The 21,076-nt window shown below is 57.7% G+C and carries 20 protein-coding genes; 12 read left to right on the top strand and 8 right to left on the bottom strand.

Annotation, left to right across the window (positions count from 1 at the left end; genetic code table 11):
* Positions 1–124 precede the first annotated feature (124 nt).
* Positions 125–2,131 carry a threonine--tRNA ligase gene (thrS, locus tag AZE99_RS12115; RefSeq protein ID WP_067201485.1) on the bottom strand — a complete coding sequence of 669 codons (2,007 nt, stop codon included), beginning with the start codon at positions 2,129–2,131 and terminating at the stop codon, positions 125–127.
* A gap of 336 nt (positions 2,132–2,467) precedes the next feature.
* On the opposite strand from thrS, the gene AZE99_RS12110 reads away from it, so the two are divergent.
* The 7 genes from AZE99_RS12110 to AZE99_RS12080 all read left to right on the top strand — a co-directional run bounded on the left by AZE99_RS12110 (position 2,468) and on the right by AZE99_RS12080 (position 7,375).
* Positions 2,468–2,902, top strand: a complete 435-nt coding sequence (locus AZE99_RS12110; protein ID WP_067201482.1) for a hypothetical protein — start codon at positions 2,468–2,470, stop codon at positions 2,900–2,902.
* Positions 2,899–3,294, top strand: a complete 396-nt coding sequence (locus tag AZE99_RS12105) for a hypothetical protein (RefSeq protein WP_067201479.1) — start codon at positions 2,899–2,901, stop codon at positions 3,292–3,294. Before AZE99_RS12110 ends, AZE99_RS12105 begins: the two co-directional genes overlap by 4 nt.
* A complete protein-coding gene (locus AZE99_RS12100; RefSeq protein WP_067201477.1) occupies positions 3,291–3,482 on the top strand; it encodes a helix-turn-helix transcriptional regulator in 192 nt (63 codons plus the stop codon). Before AZE99_RS12105 ends, AZE99_RS12100 begins: the two co-directional genes overlap by 4 nt.
* A 52-nt stretch (positions 3,483–3,534) precedes the next feature.
* The gene (locus AZE99_RS12095; RefSeq protein ID WP_067201474.1) at positions 3,535–3,882 is read left to right on the top strand and encodes a hypothetical protein; all 348 of its coding nucleotides are present in this window, start codon (positions 3,535–3,537) and stop codon (positions 3,880–3,882) included.
* Positions 3,883–4,062: 180 nt separating this feature from the next.
* Complete coding sequence (locus AZE99_RS12090; protein WP_067203632.1) at positions 4,063–4,809, top strand: alpha/beta hydrolase; 747 nt, start codon at positions 4,063–4,065, stop codon at positions 4,807–4,809.
* Between the two features lie 143 nt (positions 4,810–4,952).
* Positions 4,953–5,681 (top strand): tetratricopeptide repeat protein, encoded by a 729-nt coding sequence (locus AZE99_RS12085; protein ID WP_197460182.1) that lies wholly within the window; start codon positions 4,953–4,955, stop codon positions 5,679–5,681.
* Between the two features lie 245 nt (positions 5,682–5,926).
* Complete coding sequence (locus AZE99_RS12080) at positions 5,927–7,375, top strand: peroxidase family protein (RefSeq protein ID WP_067201468.1); 1,449 nt, start codon at positions 5,927–5,929, stop codon at positions 7,373–7,375.
* Positions 7,376–7,430: 55 nt separating this feature from the next.
* On the opposite strand, the gene AZE99_RS12075 is transcribed toward AZE99_RS12080, so the two are convergent.
* A complete protein-coding gene (locus AZE99_RS12075; protein WP_067201465.1) occupies positions 7,431–8,150 on the bottom strand; it encodes an SIMPL domain-containing protein in 720 nt (239 codons plus the stop codon).
* A 133-nt stretch (positions 8,151–8,283) separates the two neighbouring features.
* Between AZE99_RS12075 and AZE99_RS12070 the strand changes: the two genes are divergently transcribed.
* Positions 8,284–8,703, top strand: a complete 420-nt coding sequence (locus AZE99_RS12070; RefSeq protein ID WP_067201462.1) for a VOC family protein — start codon at positions 8,284–8,286, stop codon at positions 8,701–8,703.
* A 14-nt stretch (positions 8,704–8,717) separates the two neighbouring features.
* Here the strand turns inward: AZE99_RS12070 and AZE99_RS12065 are convergent, their stop codons facing one another.
* Complete coding sequence (locus AZE99_RS12065; protein ID WP_067201460.1) at positions 8,718–10,442, bottom strand: sensor domain-containing diguanylate cyclase; 1,725 nt, start codon at positions 10,440–10,442, stop codon at positions 8,718–8,720.
* A gap of 111 nt (positions 10,443–10,553) precedes the next feature.
* Here AZE99_RS12065 and gloB point away from each other — a divergent pair, with 111 nt between their 5' ends.
* Both gloB and AZE99_RS12055 read left to right on the top strand, forming a co-directional pair.
* Positions 10,554–11,276, top strand: coding sequence for a hydroxyacylglutathione hydrolase (gene gloB, locus AZE99_RS12060; protein ID WP_067201457.1), 723 nt, complete (start codon positions 10,554–10,556; stop codon positions 11,274–11,276).
* Positions 11,277–11,360: 84 nt separating this feature from the next.
* Complete coding sequence (locus AZE99_RS12055; RefSeq protein ID WP_067201454.1) at positions 11,361–11,771, top strand: hypothetical protein; 411 nt, start codon at positions 11,361–11,363, stop codon at positions 11,769–11,771.
* A gap of 353 nt (positions 11,772–12,124) precedes the next feature.
* On the opposite strand, the gene AZE99_RS12050 is transcribed toward AZE99_RS12055, so the two are convergent.
* Complete coding sequence (locus AZE99_RS12050; RefSeq protein ID WP_231862603.1) at positions 12,125–12,868, bottom strand: extensin-like domain-containing protein; 744 nt, start codon at positions 12,866–12,868, stop codon at positions 12,125–12,127.
* A gap of 559 nt (positions 12,869–13,427) precedes the next feature.
* Here AZE99_RS12050 and AZE99_RS12045 point away from each other — a divergent pair.
* Positions 13,428–14,435 carry an acyl-CoA thioester hydrolase/BAAT C-terminal domain-containing protein gene (locus tag AZE99_RS12045; protein ID WP_067201451.1) on the top strand — a complete coding sequence of 336 codons (1,008 nt, stop codon included), beginning with the start codon at positions 13,428–13,430 and terminating at the stop codon, positions 14,433–14,435.
* Between the two features lie 275 nt (positions 14,436–14,710).
* Here the strand turns inward: AZE99_RS12045 and AZE99_RS12040 are convergent, their stop codons facing one another.
* From AZE99_RS12040 to AZE99_RS12025, 3 genes are all read right to left on the bottom strand, one after another.
* Positions 14,711–15,028, bottom strand: a complete 318-nt coding sequence (locus tag AZE99_RS12040; RefSeq protein WP_067201448.1) for an XRE family transcriptional regulator — start codon at positions 15,026–15,028, stop codon at positions 14,711–14,713.
* 2 nt (positions 15,029–15,030) lie between these two features.
* Positions 15,031–15,393 carry a type II toxin-antitoxin system RelE/ParE family toxin gene (locus AZE99_RS12035; RefSeq protein WP_067201445.1) on the bottom strand — a complete coding sequence of 121 codons (363 nt, stop codon included), beginning with the start codon at positions 15,391–15,393 and terminating at the stop codon, positions 15,031–15,033.
* 823 nt (positions 15,394–16,216) lie between these two features.
* Positions 16,217–17,974: an AMP-dependent synthetase/ligase gene (locus tag AZE99_RS12025; RefSeq protein ID WP_067203628.1), complete on the bottom strand. Its 1,758-nt coding sequence runs from the start codon at positions 17,972–17,974 to the stop codon at positions 16,217–16,219.
* A gap of 247 nt (positions 17,975–18,221) precedes the next feature.
* Here AZE99_RS12025 and ggt point away from each other — a divergent pair, with 247 nt between their 5' ends.
* On the top strand, positions 18,222–19,958 hold the full coding sequence (ggt, locus tag AZE99_RS12020; RefSeq protein ID WP_067201440.1) for a gamma-glutamyltransferase: 1,737 nt from the start codon (positions 18,222–18,224) through the stop codon (positions 19,956–19,958).
* 14 nt (positions 19,959–19,972) lie between these two features.
* Here the strand turns inward: ggt and AZE99_RS12015 are convergent, their stop codons facing one another.
* On the bottom strand, positions 19,973–21,010 hold the full coding sequence (locus AZE99_RS12015) for a quinone-dependent dihydroorotate dehydrogenase (protein ID WP_067203626.1): 1,038 nt from the start codon (positions 21,008–21,010) through the stop codon (positions 19,973–19,975).
* Between the last annotated feature and the right edge of the window lie 66 nt (positions 21,011–21,076).

Raw genomic sequence — 21,076 nt, 5'->3', positions numbered from 1 at the left:
TGAGTGGTTGTCTATGCTGGCTCATTAGCCGCAAAGTTTATACGAATAAAGCCTTCTTGATGGCGAAAGACATATTAGCCATCAGAATTGTGGTGAGAATGCCACAGCTTCCCTGTTCATATGGTCATTTTGCAGCCGATTTCAAGTCCGGCGCCAGCGCCTCTTCCTTCAGCATCATAACAACCTCGTCGAGGGTCAGAAACTCCTGCTCCTTCTGGCCAAGACGGCGCAGCGCAACCTTGCCTTCTTCGGCTTCGCGCATGCCAACCACCAGAATATTGGGCACTTTTCCAACTGAATGTTCGCGCACCTTATAGTTGATCTTCTCGTTGCGCAGATCGGCTTCGACGCGGATGCCGGCGGCTTTCAGTTTTGCAACAACCTGCTCCGCATAGGGATTGGCGTCGGTCACGATGGTGGCGACGACGGCCTGGGTCGGCGCCAGCCAGAGCGGCAGCTTGCCGGCATAATGTTCGATCAATATGCCGATAAACCGTTCGAATGATCCGAGAATCGCGCGGTGGAGCATGATTGGCTGATGCCGTTCGCCATCCTCGCCGACATAGGTCGCGTCGAGCCGCTCTGGCAGCACGGTGTCGGTCTGAATCGTGCCGACCTGCCAGGTCCGGCCAATCGCGTCGGTCAGGTGGAATTCGAGCTTGGGCGCGTAAAAAGCACCTTCGCCGGGCAATTCTTCCCAGCCATATTCTTCGGTATCGCGTCCGGTCGCAATGACTGCGTCGCGTAGCGACTGTTCGGACCAGTCCCACATTTCGTCGCTGCCAATGCGTTTTTCGGGCCGCAGCGCCAGCTTGATCGCGTAATTTTCGAAGCCGAGATCGCGGTAGCAGCGGTCGAGCATGTCGCAGAACAGGCCGACTTCCTCGATCAGCTGCTCCCTGGTGCAGAAGATATGCGCGTCGTCCTGCGTGAATTGGCGAACGCGCATCAGCCCGTGCAGCGCGCCATGCGGCTCGTTGCGGTGGCAGCAGCCGAATTCGGCCATGCGGATCGGCAGGTCGCGGTAGCTCTTGATCCCCTGACGAAAGACCAGAACATGGGCCGGGCAGTTCATCGGCTTGATCGCCATCATGTCGGCGGTGCCGGTGACCACCGGTCCTTCGCTTTCGGCATCGGGAACCTCGTCGGGGACAGCGAACATATTTTCGCTATATTTGCCCCAGTGGCCGGACTGCTCCCATTGCCGCACGTCCATCAGCTGTGGCGTCTTCACTTCTTCATAACCGGCCTCGATCTGGCGGCGGCGCATATATTGCTCCAGCGCCTGCCAGATCACATAGCCCTTGGGATGCCAGAAGATACTGCCCTGCGCTTCGGACTGGATGTGATAGAGATCCATTTCCTGGCCGAGCTTGCGGTGGTCGCGCTTGGCCGCTTCTTCGAGTCTCAGCAGATGGGCGCCCAGCTGTTTCTTGTTGAGCCAGCCGGTGCCGTAGATGCGCGACAGCTGCGGATTGCGCTGGTCGCCGCGCCAATAGGCGCCGGACACGCGCATCAGCTTGAACGCTTTCGGATCGAGCTTGCCGGTCGAGGCGAGATGCGGTCCGCGGCACATGTCCATCCAGTCGTCGCCGGACCAGTAGACGGTGATCTCGTCGCCCTCGGGCAGTTCGGCAGCCCATTCGGCCTTGAACGTCTCGCCGTCTTTCTGCCAGCGGGCGATCAGGTCGTCGCGTTCCCAGACTTCCCGGCGCAGCGGCTTGTCGGCGGCGATGATGCGGCGCATTTCCTCTTCGATTTTCGGCAGATCCTCGTCGGTGAACGGATCACCGGCGGGGGCGAAGTCATAATAGAAGCCGTCGTCGGTCGACGGGCCAAAGGTGATTTGCGTGCCGGGGAAAATATTCTGCACTGCCTCTGCCAATATATGGGCATAGTCGTGCCGCGCCAGTTCCAGCGCGTCTTCCTCGTCGCGGGAGGTGACCAGGGCCAGCTCGGTATCTTCTTCCAGCGGGCGCATGATATCGCGCAGCTCGCCGTCGATCTTTGCGGCCAGTGCAGCCTTGGCAAGGCCGGGCCCGATGTCGGCGGCAATCTGTGCGGGGGTAGTGCCCATGGCCACTTCACGCGTGCTACCGTCGGGAAGGGTGATCTTGATCATCTCGGTCATGGGCTCTGGTCATCTCAAAATTTGTCAAAGTTGCGGCCGGTGAAGGCTGGGAAACCAGCCATCAACGGGTTGGATTTGACTTAGACTTTTGGAGTTTCAAGTCAACCAAATCAGGGATGGCGCAAGATCGTATAGGAAAGCACCCTATTCAGAATGTCATGTATACTTGACATAAAGATGCGAATCGCGCATATAAGTCAAGCAAACATGACATGTTGTCTATGTCACTTGATGGAGAATGATCATGAAACTGAAACGCTGTTCGGGCCGGGCCATGACGCCCAATGAAAATATCGGCATGTGGGCGGCGCTCGCTATTCTGTTTTTGGGTGTGATATGATGACCGGGAGCAGCTCTCCGGGTATCTGGCAGCGATTCTGCCGCCTGCTGAAACCCGACTGGATGTTCGGCTTCATCCTGCTCGTCGGCATGGGCCTGCTCGCGGTTTCGATATTCGACCCGAACGAAGTCCGCCCGGGCAGTGTCACGCCGCTGACCAAGGTCGTCGGCGCGGCGCTGCTCGTTTTGCTGCTCTCCTATGTCGCGACCTATGCAGCCGCTCTGGACCGCCGCAAACTCGAGGACTATTTTTTCCAGATGATGGCCAATGGCGCGATTGTCGCCATCATCTCGGCCATTTTTGCCAATATGGTCTGGCTGGTTTTCGAAAAGCAGCTGGGCACGATGAGCGCGGGCAATCTCGTGGCGATATTGATATCGGCGTGGGGCTTTGGCTATTTTTTCTATCGCATCAGAGGGCTGAACCAATGAGCAAGATGCCTGTATATATGAAGCGCTACTCCATCCGGCTGGCGATATTCATGTCGCTCTATATCGCCATTCTGGTGGGTGGGCTGAGCTGGATGAACAGCGCCAATCCTCCCGGCGAACCGGTGGCAGCCGTATTGGCCATCCTGACGGCGCTACCGATCCTCGGCATATTCTGGACCATCTTCCGCCTGTTGGTGGAAATGGATGATGAATATCAACGCCTGTTGATGACCAAGCAAATTATCATCGGAACCGCGATGACATTGGGAATCGCGACGGTCTGGCAGTTTCTCAACGTCTATGGGGTACTGTTTCATGGACCTCAGTGGATCGGTGTCATCTGGTTGGCCATGTTCGGCATCGCCGGTGGACTGGTCCGGTGGAAAGCATGAAAAACCGGCTCAAAGTACTCCGCGCCGAGCGCGACTGGTCGCAGGCTGATCTCGCCGACCGGCTCAAGGTTTCCCGGCAGAGCGTCAACGCGATCGAAACCGGAAAATATGATCCGTCCCTACCGCTGGCCTTCCGGATCGCGGACCTGTTCGACATGGCAATAGAGGAGGTTTTCCTGCGCGATTGAGGAGGCGAAGAATTGTGATGCGCTCGACCGCATCTTGCCTTAAGCTCGGCCCATGTCTGATCTGCAACAAGTCTGGCTTGTCGATAGCGGAAGCGCGCTGAAGCGGCGGGTGCGGATCGAGGTGATTGGCAAGACCTTCGCGCTTTACGAGCAGCAGTGGCGCAGCGAAGCCTATTTTTTCGGCGATCTGGTCTATCGCGGCAAGGAAGGCGACTCCCATGTCTTCGGTCTCGAGGACGGTATCAAGGATCGTCCGAAGTGGAAGCTCGGGTTCAAGGGCGAGATTCCGGCCGAGCTGGCGGCGATATTGCCCCGGGCCAAACCGCCGCTGCTATCCAATATCGGCATGTTGATCATCGCCTTTCTCTGTCTTTTGATTGTCTATTTGGCGGCCAGCTGATCGCCGGTGACATCTGCCGTGTACCGGCGCAGGCAGATGTCCATCCTCCGGGTAATATTCCAATGACAGAGGTGGTTGAGCCACCAAACGCACGTCAACGTGCCTTCTCATCCATCGTTTTTATACTATAGGACAAGAGATGATCCCCCGCCGTCGCGGGGGCACTTATTGGGTGACAATATGGAAGACGACATAATTTACCTCGACCGACCCGGCGGCGCTTCGCTTGCTTATTGCTTCACGCCGGCCAAGGCGGGCGTGAAGGGGACGACGCTGGTGTTCCTGCCCGGCTATATGTCGGACATGGAAGGCAGCAAGGCGCTGGCGCTCGACGCATGGGCAAAGCAACAGGGCAGGGCGATGCTGCGGCTCGACTATGCCGGCTGCGGCGCGAGCGGTGGCGATTTCGAGGATCAGAGTCTGATCGACTGGCGCGAAGATGTGCTGTTCCTGATCGACAAGGTGACATCGGGGTCAATCACCCTGATCGGTTCGTCGATGGGTGGCTGGCTGATGCTGCTGGTCGCATTGTCGCGCCCGATGCGGGTGAAAAATCTGGTCGGCATTGCCGCTGCGCCTGACTTCACCGACTGGGGCTTTACCCAGGAACAGAAAATGACGATCCTGCGCGACGGCAAGCTGGAGGAAGCAAGCGAATATTCCGACGAGCCCTATGTCACCACGCAGACTTTCTGGCAGTCGGGCGATGCCAACCGTTTGCTGCACAAGGAAATTGCCTTTGATGGCGCTGTGCGTTTGTTGCACGGGCAGAGGGACAGTGATGTCCCCTGGGAATATAGTCTGGAGACGGCGAAGAAAATCCGTTCAGATGATGTGCAGGTGCATCTGATAAAGGATGGCGATCACCGCCTGTCCCGGGATCAGGATATCGCCTTGCTGATTGACGTGGTTTCACGACTGGGGTGAGCCAATCTTCTTAACCCAAGCCAATGTTGGACATCCCGCTCATGATATCCTCGCTAATTCTGCCTTTGTTGATGCAATCGGCTACGCCTTTTGGTTCCCCGATCGATCCCGTTTTGCGGCCATCGAAAGCCAGGCCGGAGTCTGTGGTCCGTTCACCATCTCCCCGGATAAAAACTCCAAGCGACATCCGCTTTGATCAATGCGTTGATCAGGCGGCTGACGATCCGGCCGCCGGTTTGCTCGCAGCGAATAAATGGCAAATTGAGGGCGGCGGATATTTGGCGCGCAATTGTCTGGGCTTTGCCTATGCGGAACAGGAAAATTGGGAAAAAGCAATATCGGAATTTGTCCAGTCAGCCGAAAAAGCGCAAGCTGCAGGCGACGAACGAGCGGCCAATTTCTGGTCGCAGGCCGGTAATGCGGCGCTCGCTGGCGGAGATCCGCTGGTTGCGTTGAAATATTTTCAGGCTGCGCTGGGACCGGCCACGCTTGATGGATTGTTAAAGGGCGAAGTGCATCTCGATACGGCGCGCGCATATGTTGCGCTGAATCAATATGATGAGGCAAAGAAACAATTTATCCTGGTTCACCAGCTGGCTCCCGAGGACCCGCTGGGCTGGTTGCTGTCCGCTACCCTGGCGCGACGTACCGGTGATCTCGTGCAGGCCAAATCGGATATTGCAACGGCTGCAAAACTGGTCGCCACCGATCCCGCCATTGCGCTGGAAGCCGGCAATATTGCCTATCAGGCTGGTGATATGGTGAACGCCAGAAACAACTGGCAGCAGGCAGTCAAATTTGATGCGGACAGCGCCGCGGGGCAGGCAGCATCCCGCTATCTCGCGCAGTTGGTGGATGCCGCGCAGGAGTGAACATACGGGGTGGCGCGCGCCAATTCTGGCGCCGAAAAGCCACTCCTGTGGCTCTCAAAAATGGCAGATTTCCTGATGAAATTTCCGTTAACCACAGAAATATTGCCTTTTCGCCAAAGCCATAGCGCCTGAAGATCGATGCAGATTGACGGGAATCGAAACGCTAGGATACAATTTTTGCGGGTCGCTCCAGGACCTAGACCAATAATGGCAGGTCATCACTCAAAGTAAATGGAGCGAAATCAATGGCAACTCATCATGGAATGAAAGAGTTCAAGGGGCTACCGGCCCTTTGCACCAGCGGCACAAACAGGAGTGACCGCTTCGGACGAATGTTCGGTGATCTTCCCCCGCTTTATGTCGACCCCAATGCACTGGCGGCCATCGGGGCAAAAAATGGCCCGATGAAATCAACCGGTGCTGCACAGAAAACTAATAATATCCCTGTAGCGCATATCTTTTTCGGCCAGTTCGTCGATCATGATATCACGCTGGACCTAACCAGCAGTTTTGCAAGACTGGACCGGCCGGAAGCGACGACCAATTTCCGGACGCCGACTCTGGATCTGGATTGCATCTACGGGGACGGGCCGGAAGGCTCGCCGTTCATGTATTTCCACGATCAACCCAAGTTTAACGGCGTGAAGCTGCTCACCGGTGCTGATATGCCGGGTGCAACCGCTTTCCAAACAGACGATCTGCTGCGCTCGCCGCAATATCGGGCCATTATCGGCGATCCGCGCAACGATGAAAACCGGATTATCTCGCAACTGCAGCTGGGCATGATCCGTTTCCACAACAAGGTTGTCGATCATCTGGACGGGAAGAAAGTGGCCGCAGACCATCTGTTTGAAGAAGCGCGACGGGTTGTTACCTGGCATTACCAATGGGTGGTGGTGAACGACTATCTGCGCGCTCTGGTCGGGCAGCCGCTGCTGGATGATATTTTTGGCAATGGCCGTTTCATTTATCGGCCGGAAGATTGCCATTTTGGCGAACATTTTGGTGCCGATCCCTACATACCGGTCGAATTTTCCGTCGCGGCCTATCGGTTTGGCCATTCGATGATTCCGCAGCGTATCCAGATTCAGGCTGGCAAGCCGGCGCTTGAGGTGTTTGGCCCCACGCTAGGCCACGGCTTCGGTGCCTTGAATGATGCGGATGCTGTGGTGCAGTGGCCGCAAGTGCTCGATCTGTCGGACCCGACCGTTGACCGGGCCGACAAGCTCGATGTCAAAATGGCGAAAGATCTTCTGAACCTGCCGTTTGTGACCAATGGCGAAAAATCGCTGGCTACCCGTAATTTCTTGCGCGGACAGGCGTTTCGTCTGCCCTCGGGTGAAACTATCGCGGAAGCCTGCGAACGTCCGGATACAGAAATTGATCAGGTTTCCAGTGTGGCCAAAGCGCTGGCAGCGGCTGCGAATCCTCCCGCGAGCCTCGATGCGGGAACACCCTTGTGGCTTTACATATTGGCAGAAGCCGGTGCGATTGGTCAGGAGGCATCGCCCGGAACCTTCGTGCAAGGTGAAGGGCTGGGGCCGGTCGGTGGACGGATCGTGGCGGAGACGATTATCGGGCTGCTCGAGCTTGATAATGGCTCCTATCTGGGATCAAACCGCCAATGGTCTCCGGCCAACGAAGAATATGATCTCGGCACAGTCAAAGACCTGCTGTCGCTGCTGACTTTCTGAAAGTCGTGATGCGAGCCGATCCCGGTCGGGCGCCGGATCGGTTCGCATGCCGTTTTTAGTCGAGGTAGAAATTCACTGTCGTGACAACGCGTACTTTTTTATAAGGCGTGTCGGTCACGCCATAGCCGCCGGCGTCGCCGTCGCGGCTGTCGATGCTGAAATAGCCCTGGGTGGCGGATTTGATCCCGCCGACATCGGTGCCGCTGTCTTCGGCAAATTGTTCGGCAGACTTGCGGGCGTCCTTGGTGGCTTCCGCAACCATTGCCGGTTTGATCTCATCCAGCTTGGTAAAAGTGTAGCTCATGCCGGAACCGTCTTCGAGCACGACGCCGCGACGGACCAGGTCGAACTGGCGGGCGACGGCGGCCTGGGCCTTGTCGATATCATCGGTGCGCAGGCTGAGACGCTGACGGATCGTATATTGAGGGATGCCGTTGTTGCTATATTGGTTGACGTTGGCGCCGGTCGGCTTGAGAGCATCGGCCTTGAAGCCCAGTTCCTTGAAAAAAGTCGTGATGGCCGTGGTGTCGCGATCGATATCGGTCTGCGCGCTTTGCAGGTCGGTGGATTGGGCGCTGTAGGCGATTGTCCAGGTGGCGAGGTCGGCGGTCACCTCGCGCTCGGCCAAGCCCCGAACGGTGACGCTGCGATCGGCCATTTTGGCGCGCAACAGGCCGTCGCCGAGCAAATAACCACCGCTGATCAGGCCAATGGTCAACAGGCCGGCACTCGCCAGCCAGACCTTGTTCTTGCTCTCGATAAATTTCTCGCTCATCACTCTTTCCCTCAGTTCAAAAGCCGCATAGGCTGTTTCAAACGACCCGGTTCGGTTTTGCGATAGCTGCGATGAACTGTTTCTGAATAGCGACGAATGGAGATTTCCTGTGACTATAAAATATCTGCACACCATGCTCAGGGTCAGCGATCCGGATGCAAGTGTTGCATTTTTCGGGCTTCTCGGTCTGGAAGAGGTGCGCCGCTATGACAGCGAGCAGGGGCGTTTCACGCTGATTTTTCTGGCTGGTCCCGGCCAGAAGGATGTCGCGGAGGTCGAACTGACCTATAACTGGCCGGCGGAAGATGGCAGCCCGGCAGAGCAATATGACGGCGGCCGGAATTTTGGCCATCTCGCTTATGCCGTCGATGATATTTATGTCTTGTGCCAGACGTTGATGGATGCCGGCGTCACGATCAATCGCCCGCCGCGCGATGGCCATATGGCTTTTGTTCGCTCGCCCGACAATATTTCGGTGGAGCTGCTGCAAAAGGGCGAGAGTTTGGCGGCTCGGGAACCCTGGGCGAGCATGGAAAATATCGGCGAGTGGTAAGCGGCTGACGGCCTTTATACGGAGGCACTTCCAACGGGTGTAGCCGATTTTGCCGCCGAGATATCGATCCAGACAATCTGGTTGCGGCCATTGTGCTTGGCGTCATAGAGGCGCCGGTCAGCGGTTGCCATCACGCTGCGCAGTGAAGCGCGTTTGGCGATTGAAGCGACGCCGACGGAGAATGTCACGGGTTCCAGAATTTCCGGAACCTGCTCATTCACCGTCTGGATCAGCTTTTCGCAGATTTCGGTCAGTTCATTGGCCGGATAGTTTTTGCGATCCTCGCGGTTGTCATTCTGCATGAGCAAGGTGAATTCTTCCCCGCCGATCCGGGCTGCAAAATGTCGTGTCGCTTCAAGCTCTTTGCCGACAATGCGCAAGACTTCATCACCGATTTCGTGGCCGTAGCGGTCATTGACCCGCTTGAAGAAATCAATGTCGAAAATGGCAAGGTGACTGTAGCGAAACTCGCGCTGGTTGCCCTGGAATTCTCGCTCAAAGGACCGACGATTGTTCATCATCGTCAATCCGTCCGTATCGGCGAGCAGGGTCAGTTCAACCTGCTTGCGCATGGATAGTTCGTGCCGTTGCCGCAGCCGCAAGATCCGGTTGGCGACACCCAGCGCAAGGATGACGGTTTCCAGCACCAGCGTGAAATAGAGCCCGTAATCGAGTATCGGCCAGCCGATATAAAGGTCCATGCCGCGGGCCACCCGGTCAAGGCCGAACATGATAATCGGCGTCCAGCCAGCGATCTGAAACCAGATGGCCTTACTGCCGCGGCGCAGCGCATGCACCATGGCATAAAGCACGATGAAAAAGATCGGCAGAAACGATGCGTGATAATAGGTGCGTGCGTCCATTCGATAGCCTTCGTCAATCTGGAACACGAACAGCGTGACGAAAACCGGTAACATGGCGGACACGGTTATAAGGCCTTGCAGCCAGGGCGCGATCTTCCCCGGTTCGACGAAACGGACGAGGAAAAAGCCGCCGGCTCCAACGCCGATCGCCAGCGTCCAGTAGTTGAGCAGCATTTTCGTGGTCAGACTGACTTCGGGAAAGATAATGAACATCAGGCCGGACGAACTGAACGTGTAGGCGACGGTCGCGCTGATCATCAGGCTGTGCCAGAGCATGAAGCTGTAGCGCAGGGCGCCGTAGAAGAACACGTTATAGAGCAGCGGCATGATCGCCATCCCGCAAAGCGCCGCAAACATGATCGCCAGCGGCAGCTCCAGATCATCCCATTCCGCCTTGGAGGCCAGCCGAACCAACGATAGCGAGCTGACCACCTTCGGATCGTCGATCGCGATATAGACATGCCGGATACGGCTCCGTATTTCCGGGTTTTCGGTGCCGGGTACGGCAAGGCCATAATAGCCTTTTGGCCGCCAGCTCTCCCGGACTGCGCGCTCCGAGAAAAGCGAAGATAATATCTCCCCATCGTCGAGAACGGCATGGACCTGCATTGTGGTCAGGCCGTTATTATCGCCCTGAACCTCTATCACGCCGGCCGGAAGCGGATCGTCGAGGAAAGGAATTTTGATCCAGACTCTGGGCCCCTCCACCGCATATTTGTTGCTAGAGCAGTCAAAGGATCGGCCAGCCTGCAATATGGTTGCAATGGGAATGTTTTCTGCGCTGCTTTGCGTGCACAGCCTGTCCGGCATCGGAATCTCGGCGAGAGCCGGGGAACAGAGGCACACATAAGCCAGAAACGCGATAAATAAGCGCAAATGACGCCCCTTTCCAAAATCACTGCTGCAGTGCCCGACCGGATAGGGTAAAATTTCTTATTTTGCGGTTAAACATCGACACTATTAAATTTGCGGAGTAATTTGCCGATCATGTTAGAAATCATCCGAATAGCCGTATTGTCCGACAATTATGTCTGGCTGGTCCATGAACCGCAGTCGCAGGAGACGATGGTCGTCGATCCGGCGGTGGCGGAACCGGTGCTGGCGGAAGCCGAAAGGCGCGGATGGAAAATTACCCAGATCTGGAACACCCACTGGCACCCCGATCACACCGGCGGCAACGCCGCGATCAAACAAGCGACCGGCTGCCGGATCACCGGTCCGGAAGCGGAGCGGGAGCGGATTCCGACGCTCGACCATTTTGTGAAGGAAGGTGACACGGTGAAGCTCGGCGAGATAACCGCCGATGTCATCGACGTGCCGGCCCATACCGCTGGCCATATCGCTTTTCATATCCCTTCGGAAAAGGTCGCTTTCGTTGGCGATACGCTTTTCGCCATGGGCTGCGGGCGGCTGTTCGAGGGCACGGCCGAGCAAATGTATGACAATATGCGCAAGCTCGAGGCGCTGCCGGATGCGACGAAAATCTATTGCGCCCATGAATATACCCAGAGCAACGGCGAATATGCGCTGGTCGCAGAGCCGGACAATATGGCGCTGAAAGAACGGATGGCCGAGGTTCTCACCCTGCGCGAGCGCGGCGAGGCGACCGTGCCGACGACGATCAGACTGGAACGGGCCACCAACCCCTTCATGCGGGCATCGTCGGCGGCGGAACTGGGTGCGCGGCGGACAGCGAAAGACAATTTCTAGCCAGCGCCTGCCGGTTTCATCGCCGGTTCAGTCGGATTCATGCTATAGCGATGACCGGCAGGGACTGGAAAGAGGAGACTGGTGATGAGAAAACTGATTTTTGCAATTCCGGCAGCAATGCTGCTCGCTGCACCGGCGATCAGCGGAGAGCAAATAGAGCTGACCGAAAAACAGCAGGCTGAGCTCGACAAGCGCCTGGAAGGCCGGACTGCAGGCGAAGCGCAATCCTGCATCAACCGCAACGACCAACGCGAAATGACGGTGATCAGCGATGATATCCTGATTTTCGCCTCGCGCCGGAACGCCAAGACCATCTATGTGAACAAGCCTCTTGGCGGCTGCCGCAACGCGGACCGCAGCATATTGTCCTATAGCCGTCCGACATCGACGCTGTGCCGGGGTGATGCCGTGCAGCTGATCGACAATACCACCAAAATGTCGACCGGCAGCTGTGCCTTTGGTGATTTTGTGCCTTATACGAAGGATGCCGAGTGAGTTTTCGCTAGCTGTCCACCGGTGCGAAGGGAACGGGCGCAATGGTCTCGCGCGAAGACACGAAGCGGTTGCGCGCGCTTTGGGAGATATATTGCTTTCGCTGGTACCCGGCCCGTTGCCGAGTGTGATCTTTGAACCTTCTCCCGTGAGGGAGAAGGATATGCAATCTTGCCGCCGGAGCGTAGCGCAGGCGACTAGATGGAGTTGGATGAGGGTGTTCCGCTGGTTGGTTGCTTTGCCATCGTGGTCCGGTACGCCCTCACCCAGCTTCGCCTAGGCAGCAAGCTGCCAAGTCTGCGCAACCCTCTCCCGCACGGGAGAGGGGACTGATAGGCCGTCACTTTGATCCGAAATTACCGGCAATATTGCGAGCCACCGCGCGGTGCCTGGTCCAAATGCAGATGATCCTCATGCGCCTCATTATAGTCGGGCGACAGGGTGGTCGCGAACAGGGAGCAGGCGCCGTCCCGCACCTCTTTGAGAAAGCGCGACCGCTCGTCATTCGCGTTCCAGTGTCCGGCAACCGAGACCGTGCGCCCGTCGGCAAGGCGGAAGGCGGCGATATCGATCGCGTTGGCGGTGGCATGTTCGCTATAATTGCCCGTCTGCCCGCCGCCGATCCGCCGGCAGCTATAGCTGCCATAGGTGATGATCTGCTCGACCGTGGTGCCGAGATGGAGCGCAGCCGCGGCGTTGACGATCTGATTTTCCCACAGCACCAGGCTGACCGCCATCGGGCAGCTGGTCTTGGCGGCGGGGCTGTAGGCGATGGCCTGCGGCCGGTCCCGGGTGAGGGTGACGCCATTGTCATAGCCGCATTGCGGTCCGGCGCTGACCGGGGGAAGGGGCGAGTAGCCGATAGCGGCTTCTTCGAGCAGTGCATGGCAAAAGGGCGTATCATCGGCGAGCGCGTCGATTTTGCGGGTGGTAAACGGGCCGATCGGCGCGGCCAGCGACAGCGGCGTCCACGGCATGCGGTAATCATGCGCGACCCATTCATAGGTCCGCAGAGCCAGCGCCAGTAGGATGATGAGAAGAATTGCCCGGAAGGTGATGCTTAGCGGTCCCGTTGCGGTGGCGCTGATGGCTGGAGGCACCGTGGCTTGCGAAGAGCGAAAAAGCTGACCGCGCTGGCCTTGCCCGACCGCGAGTTGGGAGCATGGGCGGGGATCGATTTAAACTTGAGTTTATGTTTCCGTTCGGGTTGCATAGTCGTTCCAACGGCGGTGAGAGGGAAAAGTTCCCCTGCTGCGCTGTTCACCGTGCCGTTGGGTCGATTGGGCTCACACGAAGCCACGAAGACGCAAAGCGGAAGATGCCAAGTGATTTCACCTTCTCCCGTGAGGGAGAAGGATACGGAGCCTTGCCGCCGAAGCGATAGCGCAGGCGGCTAGGCGCAGTTGGATGAGGGTGTTCCGCTGGTTGGTTGCTGTGCCACCGAGGTCCGGTAAACCCTCACTCAACTGCAACCACGCAGCAAGCTGCCAAGCCTGCAGAAACAGACTCACTCAAGAGAGAGGGCTGTGTACATTTAGTAACCTGTCACAATATTTTTGTAATTTGTGCCACAGTAGTTCGTAATTCTTGTTTCAAATCAATATTTCGATCATATTATCACTGGAACATGCTGCAGAGTGCAAATAACGGGGGGCTATCATGCGCTGGAAGAAAATTTTCGGATTTGGCTGTTTGGGATTGATAGCACTGCTTGTGGTGGGTGGCGGTGCTGCCTGGTATTTCATGCCGGGATTTCCGATTACCGTCGACGAGCCCGGAGAAGGCGGGATCCGTATTACGATCAACGACCGGCCTGCCCATTATTTCCACGGCGATGGCGAGGGCAGGCGCCCCGCCATATTGATGCTCGGCGGCTCGGAAGGCGGATTACAGGAAGCGCACCACGTGATGGCGCGGATGCTGAACGCGGAAGGATTTTCGGTGCTCTATCCCGGCTATTATCGGACATCAAAAGCCAATTCCGACTTCAATCTGGTGCCACTGGAGACTTTTGACATGGCGCTGGAATGGCTGAAGTCCCGCGATGATGTTAACGCGGACGCCATTGGCATCATGGGTGGATCGAAAGGCGGAGAAGCCGCATTGCTCGTTGCTTCCCGGCATCCTGAACTGAAGGCGGTGGTCTCGCAGATGCCCAGCAATGTTGTGTGGCAGGGGTTCAGCTGGGAGAGCTGGGACGCCACAAAGCTTAGCTCGTCATGGAGCCTGGGCGGCAAACCGGTCACCTATGTTCCGTATATACCATTAGGGTTTCCGGAACTGTTCGCTCCGGGTGCCTATGTCACAATGTATAAAAACAGCCTCAAGCAACTGCCCGAATATCCCGATGCCGTGATCAAGATCGAGAAAACCAAAGCACCGGTGCTGCTGATCTGCGGGGAGAAGGATAATCTCTGGCCATCCTGCGACATGGCACGGGCGGTCGAGGCGAGAGCAAAGAAATTCGGGCAGCCGGACGTCACATTATTGGCCTATGAAGACGCTGGGCACTCGGTCACCGGCAAGCCCAGAGAGGAAACCGCTGAAAATTACGAGCGCCTGAGCGAGATGGGCGGCACCGCGAAAGGCAATAACGATGCCCGTAAAGATAACTGGCCCAAGATCATTGCTTTTTTCAAGCAGAATTTGGGAGCGGATAGCAATTAGGCTCCGGAATCACGGTGTCGGCGAGGGCACCAGGTTCACGCGAAGCCGCGAAGGCGCAAAGCTCGCCGAAGCTTTGGCGAAGGCGTCTAGGCGCAGTTGGATCAGGGCGTTCCGCCGGTGGGTTGCTGTGCAACTTGGGTCCGGTAAACCCTCACCCGGCTCCGACCAAGCAGCAAGCTGTCAAGTCTGCAGAGACCAAACTCCCTTGCGGGAGAGGGAACAGGTGCATTTGGCAAGCTGGCATCGTTCCTGCAGCTCGCAATCCTCAAATTTCACTATCCAAGGTCACCGACATTGGTGATGTTTACAACGCCTTTGCCTGGCATTTCCACGCGCAATTCCAGCTTGCCTCCCGCTGCTTCCACAAACTTGCGTAATGTCGAAAGATAGAGATCGGTTTGATGCTCGATTTTATGTACTGATGGCTGTTTAACGCCAAGCGCCTTGGCCATTTGCACCTGACTGCGATTGGCCAGTTTGCGAAAGGCTTTAAGCCCTTCCACTTCGGCAACCAGTTCTTCGGTGCGCGCAGCAATTTTCTGGCGCCGTTCGGCCGGTAACGCATCCCGAATGGTTTTGATATTCCGTCCCAACGTCAATTCTCCTTCTTGGCGAGTGCCGCCAAATGTGCGTCAAATCTCTCGTCCGCCTTGTTGATCAGATTTTTATAAAAGCGCTTCTGGCTGCCACCGGATTTGTCTCCTGCGACCAGAATCATGGCTTTTCGCTCTGGATCAAATGCAAATGCCACGCGCCATACGCCGTCAGCGGCACCAAAGCGCAACTCTTTCATGTTGGCATGTCTTGAACCCGAGAGGGTATCGGCATGAGGCCTGCCAAGCTGCGGGCCATAGATTTCCAGCAACCCCGCCATCGCGAGCAGTTCATCCTGAACAGCCTCGTCGAGCTTCGCGAACTCGCTTTCGAAATCGCTATAAAGCTCAACGACCCAAGGCATGGCATTCTATAGCTTAGAGGCTATATAGATGTCAATAGCTCTGAGGCTATATTTTGAGTAAATAGTTCGGAGATTGAGCAAGATAGCCCGCCTGAATCACGGAACGTCGATGGATCGAGCTGGTCCATCCTCCCTTCAATCAAGTCACCTTCTACCGTGAGGGAGAAGGATACGAAGCCTTGCCACCGAAGCGGCAGCGCAAGGCGGCTAGGCGCAGTTGGATGAGGGTGTTCCGCTGGTTGGTTGCTGTGCAACTTGGGGCCGGTAAACCCTCACCCGGCTCCGACTAGGCAGCAAGCTGCCAAGTCTGCGCAACCCTCTCCCTTGAGGGAGAGGGGATTGGTGCAACTGTCATCGAGTTTTAGTTAGCGGCCGTGAAGGCTACAGTCTCAAAAACATCCTGACACGTTTTCCAGTATCCAATCCAAGAGCCTGGTTCTTAAACTTTTCGCAATTTCCGCCTTCAACCAATATGCATTCCCAATATCGGCAAAAAAGAACGATGTATTGGCTATCAGGATCGGAATATTCTTCCCAAAGAATCCGAGCCTCTCTGAATCGCTTCAAAGACTCGTCGTGACGAGATTCAACACCCATAACCATCGCGTCGAAAGCGACTATAAAATCAAAATGTTTGTCGTGAACTCCGAGTACTTTATCGAGATACTGACGAGATTGTGAGGCGTCGTTCTTTTGAAGGTATTTGAGGGACTTCAAAAGTCTGTACGCTGATATAATTCTAAACATCTTTCATTCCGGATTGTGCTGGCGGATCATCAACGCCATCGAAAAAACTGTCCCTCTTTCACTGTCGCCACCTGCCTCACTTCTTATACAACCCGTCCATCCGCTCCTGATACCGCTCCCTAATCACATGCCGCCGGATCTTCATGCTCGGGGTCAGTTCCTCATTCTCGATCGCAAACGGCTCGTCGGCGAATTCGAAGCGGCGGACTTTTTCGATGACGGAGAGGTCCTTGTTGACCCGGTCTACCGCTTCCCGCACCGCCGCCTTGAACGCCGGGTTGGCCTGCAGGGCGATGAAATCATAGGGCATGTCCTGTTCGCGCGACCATTCGAGCGCCCATTCGGGGTCGGGGACGATCAGGCCGACCATATAGGGTTTGCGGTCGCCGGTGATCATGGCCTGCAATATTTCCGGCTGGATGGTAAGCATGCCCTCGACCTTTTGCGGGGCGATATTGTCGCCCTTGTCGTTGACGATCAGGTCCTTCTTGCGGTCGGTGATCGCGACTCGTCCGGCTTCGTCGATATGGCCGATGTCGCCGGTGTGCAGCCAGCCGTCCTTGAGCACCTTGTCGGTCTCTTCCTGGTTGCGCCAGTAGCCGTGCATGACCAGTTCGCCGCGGACCAGGATTTCACCGTCCTCGGCGATCTTAACCTCAGTATCGACCATCGGCGGGCCGACCGTGTCCATTTTCAGGCCGGTGCGCGGGCGGTTGCAGGCGATGATCGGGCCGGATTCGGTCTGGCCATAGCCTTGCAACAGGGTCAGGCCGAGCGACTGGAAGAAAGTGCCGATTTCGGGGTTGAGCGGCGCGCCGCCGGAGACCATCGCCTTGATCCGTCCGCCAAAGCGCTGCTGTACTTTCGGGCGCAGCGTCTTGTTGAGAAACATGTCCATCAGCTTGTCGCGCTTGCGGCCTTTGCCTTCGGCCTTGCGATCTCCGATGGCGAGCGCCTTGCCGAGCAGGTAATTGGGCATCTTGCCCTGTTTCTCGACCGTCTTGATCAATCGGGCGCGGAGCACTTCGAACAGGCGCGGCACCACGACCATGATCGTCGGGCGCACTTCCTCGATATTGGAGGCGAGCTTTTCGAGACCCTCGGAATAAAAGATCTGTGCGCCGAGACCGATCGGGAAAAACTGGCCGGCGCTATGTTCATAGGCATGGCTCAAGGGCAGGAAGGAGAGGAAGACCTCGTCGTCCCAGCCGAAGTCGCTTTCGATAACCTCGGCGGGGCCCTTGGTATTGTGCAGGATCGCGCCATGATGCTGCATCACGCCGCGCGGCTTGCCGCCGGTGCCGCTGGTGTAGATGATGCAGGCGGTCTCGTCGCGGGTGATGCTGGCGACCTGTTCGGTGACTTCGGCGACATCCTTGTCGCTGCCCTGGACAAGCTTGCCCCAGCTGTACAGGTCGAAATCGCCCGACTGGCCGATACGCAGATCGGTGATGCCGATGATGATATTGGCGTCGGAAGAACCGATCACCGACGGCAGCAGATTTTGCGCCAGCTTGCTGTTGGAGACGATGACTGCGTGGGCGCCGCTATTGTCCAGGATATGCTGATGATCGGAGGCGGTATTGGTGGTGTAGGTCGGCACGGTGATGCAGCCAGCCGCCATGATACCGAGATCGGCGATGCACCATTCGGGGCGGTTTTCCGACACCAGCATGACCCGGTCGCCCTTTTTCAGGCCGATGCGCTTCAGCGATTTCGCAAAGGCTGCGACTTGCCGTGCCGCTTCGGTCCAGCTGGTGGCCTGCCAGGCGCCATCAATCTTGGCGCTCAGAAATGGCTTGTTGCCGCCCTGTTTGGCGCGATCGAAAAACATCGACACCAGATTGGGATATTGATCGAATTCTAGATAACGGTTTTCCGGCTTTTTCTGGCCCACGCGATGCTTCCTCTCTCATGCTCCGGAAATCCTACCGGCGCTGGATCATTTGCCTATGGACTAGCGCGGTTGAAACCGCTCGGCAATTATTTAGGTAAAAACGGTTGCCATTTTCCTGATCGGCGGCGGCACAATCACTGCCAATGGACATCGCCGTTCGACCTGGTCTATAGCTTTCGACCATATGAAAATATCCCGTCTTATCGTTGCTGCGGCAGCGTTGCTCACCGCTTCCTGTGCCCAGACCGGGCTATCTGAACCGGCTGCTGTTTCAGCGCCGACGGCTTCCGCACCATCGCAGGAAGAGCCGTTCGTCATCGCGGCCAATCCGCTGGCGGCGCAGGCCGGACAGGATGTCTTGAAACGGGGCGGCAGCGCGATTGATGCGGCGATTGCCGTGCAGGCGATGCTGTCGCTGGTCGAGCCGCAAAGTTCCGGGCTCGGCGGCGGTGCGTTCCTGACCTATCTCGACGGCACGACCGGAAAACTGACGGTCTATGATGGCCGGGAAACGGCGCCGGCACAGGCCAGTCCGTCGATGTTTCTCGGGCCGGAAGGCAAGCCGCTCGGCTATCGCCAGGCGGTAACCAGCGGCCGGGCCACCGGTGTGCCGGGCGCGGTCGGGATGCTGGCGCTGGTGCATGAGGAGCATGGCGCGCTTGACTGGAGCAGCCTGTTTTCGGCGGCAGAGCGGACGGCGGAGGAGGGCTTTGTCATCAGCCCGCGGCTGGGGCGTTTTCTGGGATTTTCCTTTCCGCAACTCGATACGCCGGATGCCGCCGCCTATTTCGGCAACCCCGATGGCAAGCGGAAGACCACCGGCGATCGGATCACCAATCCGGAATATGCCGATTTTCTGAGGCGCTTGGCGAGGAACGGACCCGAGGCGCTGTACAGCGGATCAACGGCCGCGAAAATCGTCGACAAGACCCGCTCGGCGCCGCTGGGCGGGCGGATGACGATTGCCGATCTGGCCGCTTACCAGCCGGTCAAGCGGGAAGCTTTGTGCAATCCCTATCGCGTCTATCTTGTCTGCGTGCCACCACCGCCGTCGAGCGGCGTCGGCTTGCTGCAATTGCTGTCGATGCTGGAACAAACCGATATTGCCACGCGAAGCCCCGATGATGCGCAAGCCTGGTTCCTGTTCGCCGAGGCCAGCCGCCTGATGTACGCGGACCGCGACCAATATGTCGGCGATCCAGCCTTCGCTTCGGTTCCGGTTAAGGGCCTGCTGGAGCCGGCCTATGTTGCCTCGCGTGCGGCCCTGATCGGCGAGACCGCAGCCGCTGCTCCACCCGAAGCGGGAACGCCGCGCGGAGCGGTGCAGGCTGCTGCTGATCATACATTGGAACCCGCTGGAACATCCCATTTCATCGTCCGCGATGCGCAGGGCAATGTGGTTTCGATTACGACGACGGTTGAATCGATCTTTGGCAGCGGCCGCATGGTTGACGGTTTCTTTCTGAACAATCAGCTCACCGATTTTTCGTTCAATCCGGTTGATGCCGAGGGGCGCCCGGCGGCCAATGCGGTGGCACCGGGCAAGCGGCCCCGTTCATCGATGACGCCAGCGATCCTGCTCGACAGCGACGGCAAGTTCGCGGGCGCTATAGGATCGGCGGGCGGCAACAGCATATTGGCCTATGTGGCAAAGTCGCTGGTCGGTGCGATCGACTGGAACCTGTCCATGCAGCAGGCTCTGGCCTTGCCCAATCTTGTTGCCCGGGGGGCAGCCATTGGCGGTGAATTGGACAAGTTCGATCCGGCGGTTCTGCAGGGGCTTGCGGCGCGCGGGATTGATCTCAAGCCGGGCCAGGGCGAAGATAGCGGCGTGCATGCCGTGATGATCCGCAATGGCAAGGTCGACGGTGGCTTTGATCCGCGCCGCGAAGGCGTAGTGCTGGTGGGAGCCGGCGAATAGCGCAACAACAGGCTTTATGCCGTGCCGACAGCCTCGGCAATATTGGTGAAGCCGTCCCGTTTGACCAGTTTGGCCAACTGGCAGCTCATCGCGGCGGCTATGGTCGGGCCTTCATAGATCATCGCCGTATAAAGCTGTACCAATGACGCACCAGCGCGGATGCGCTCATAGGCGTCCTCCGCCGTAGCAATGCCGCCGACCCCGATCAGCGGGATTTTGCCGCCGCTGGTCTTGCGGAAATCCTTGAGGCGTTGCAGCGCCAGATCTTTCAGCGGTGCGCCCGACAGGCCGCCGGTTTCGGACTGGTTATCGGATTTCAGATCGGGCCGGGTGATGGTGGTGTTGGAAATGATCAGCGCGGCGATCTTCTGGTCCATCGCGACGTCGACAATATCGTCGATGTCGGCAGGCTCCAGATCGGGAGCCACTTTCAGGAAGACCGGAGTCTTCGATTTGCCCATCGCCGCCATGACGGCGGCCAGCAGTTCCGCCAGCGCGCCCTTGTCCTGCAAGGCTCGCAGCCCCGGGGTGTTGGGCGAGCTGATATTGACCGTCAGATAGTCCGCCAGCGGCGCCATGTTTTTTGCGCCGGTGACATAATCGGCGATGCGATCCGTGCTGTCCTTGTTGGCGCCGATATTGATGCCGAGCACGCCTTGGCCCATCCGCCCGCGCATCTTCTTGAGGCGGGGCAGGGCTTCCTGCTGGCCGCGATTGTTGAAGCCGAGCCGGTTGATCACCGCCTTGTCCTCAACCAGCCGGAAGATGCGCGGTTTGGGATTGCCTGCCTGTGGCAGCGGGGTCAGCGTGCCGACCTCGGCAAAGCCGAAGCCCATGCGGATCAGCGCGTCGGGTACTTCGCCATTCTTGTCGAAGCCGGGGGCCATGCCGATCGGATTGACGAAGGCGAGACCGGCGACACTGGTCGCCAGAACGGGATCGCATTTGGGCGCGGGGCCCATCGGGAGGGTCTTCAGGCCGGCGATGGTCAGGCCGTGGGCGCGTTCGGCTTCGAGCGCGAATATGAAGGGCTTTGCAAGGTTATAGAGCATGGCCGCGCTATGGCATTGGACCATGCTGCGCGCAAGCACTGGAAACGGCTTTGCAATCTGCTAAAG

This window comes from Sphingorhabdus sp. M41, from assembly GCF_001586275.1.
In the GTDB taxonomy this organism is placed as follows: domain Bacteria; phylum Pseudomonadota; class Alphaproteobacteria; order Sphingomonadales; family Sphingomonadaceae; genus Parasphingorhabdus.
Note: the sequence above shows the minus strand (reverse complement) of the source record. Positions and strands in the feature narration are given on the sequence as shown.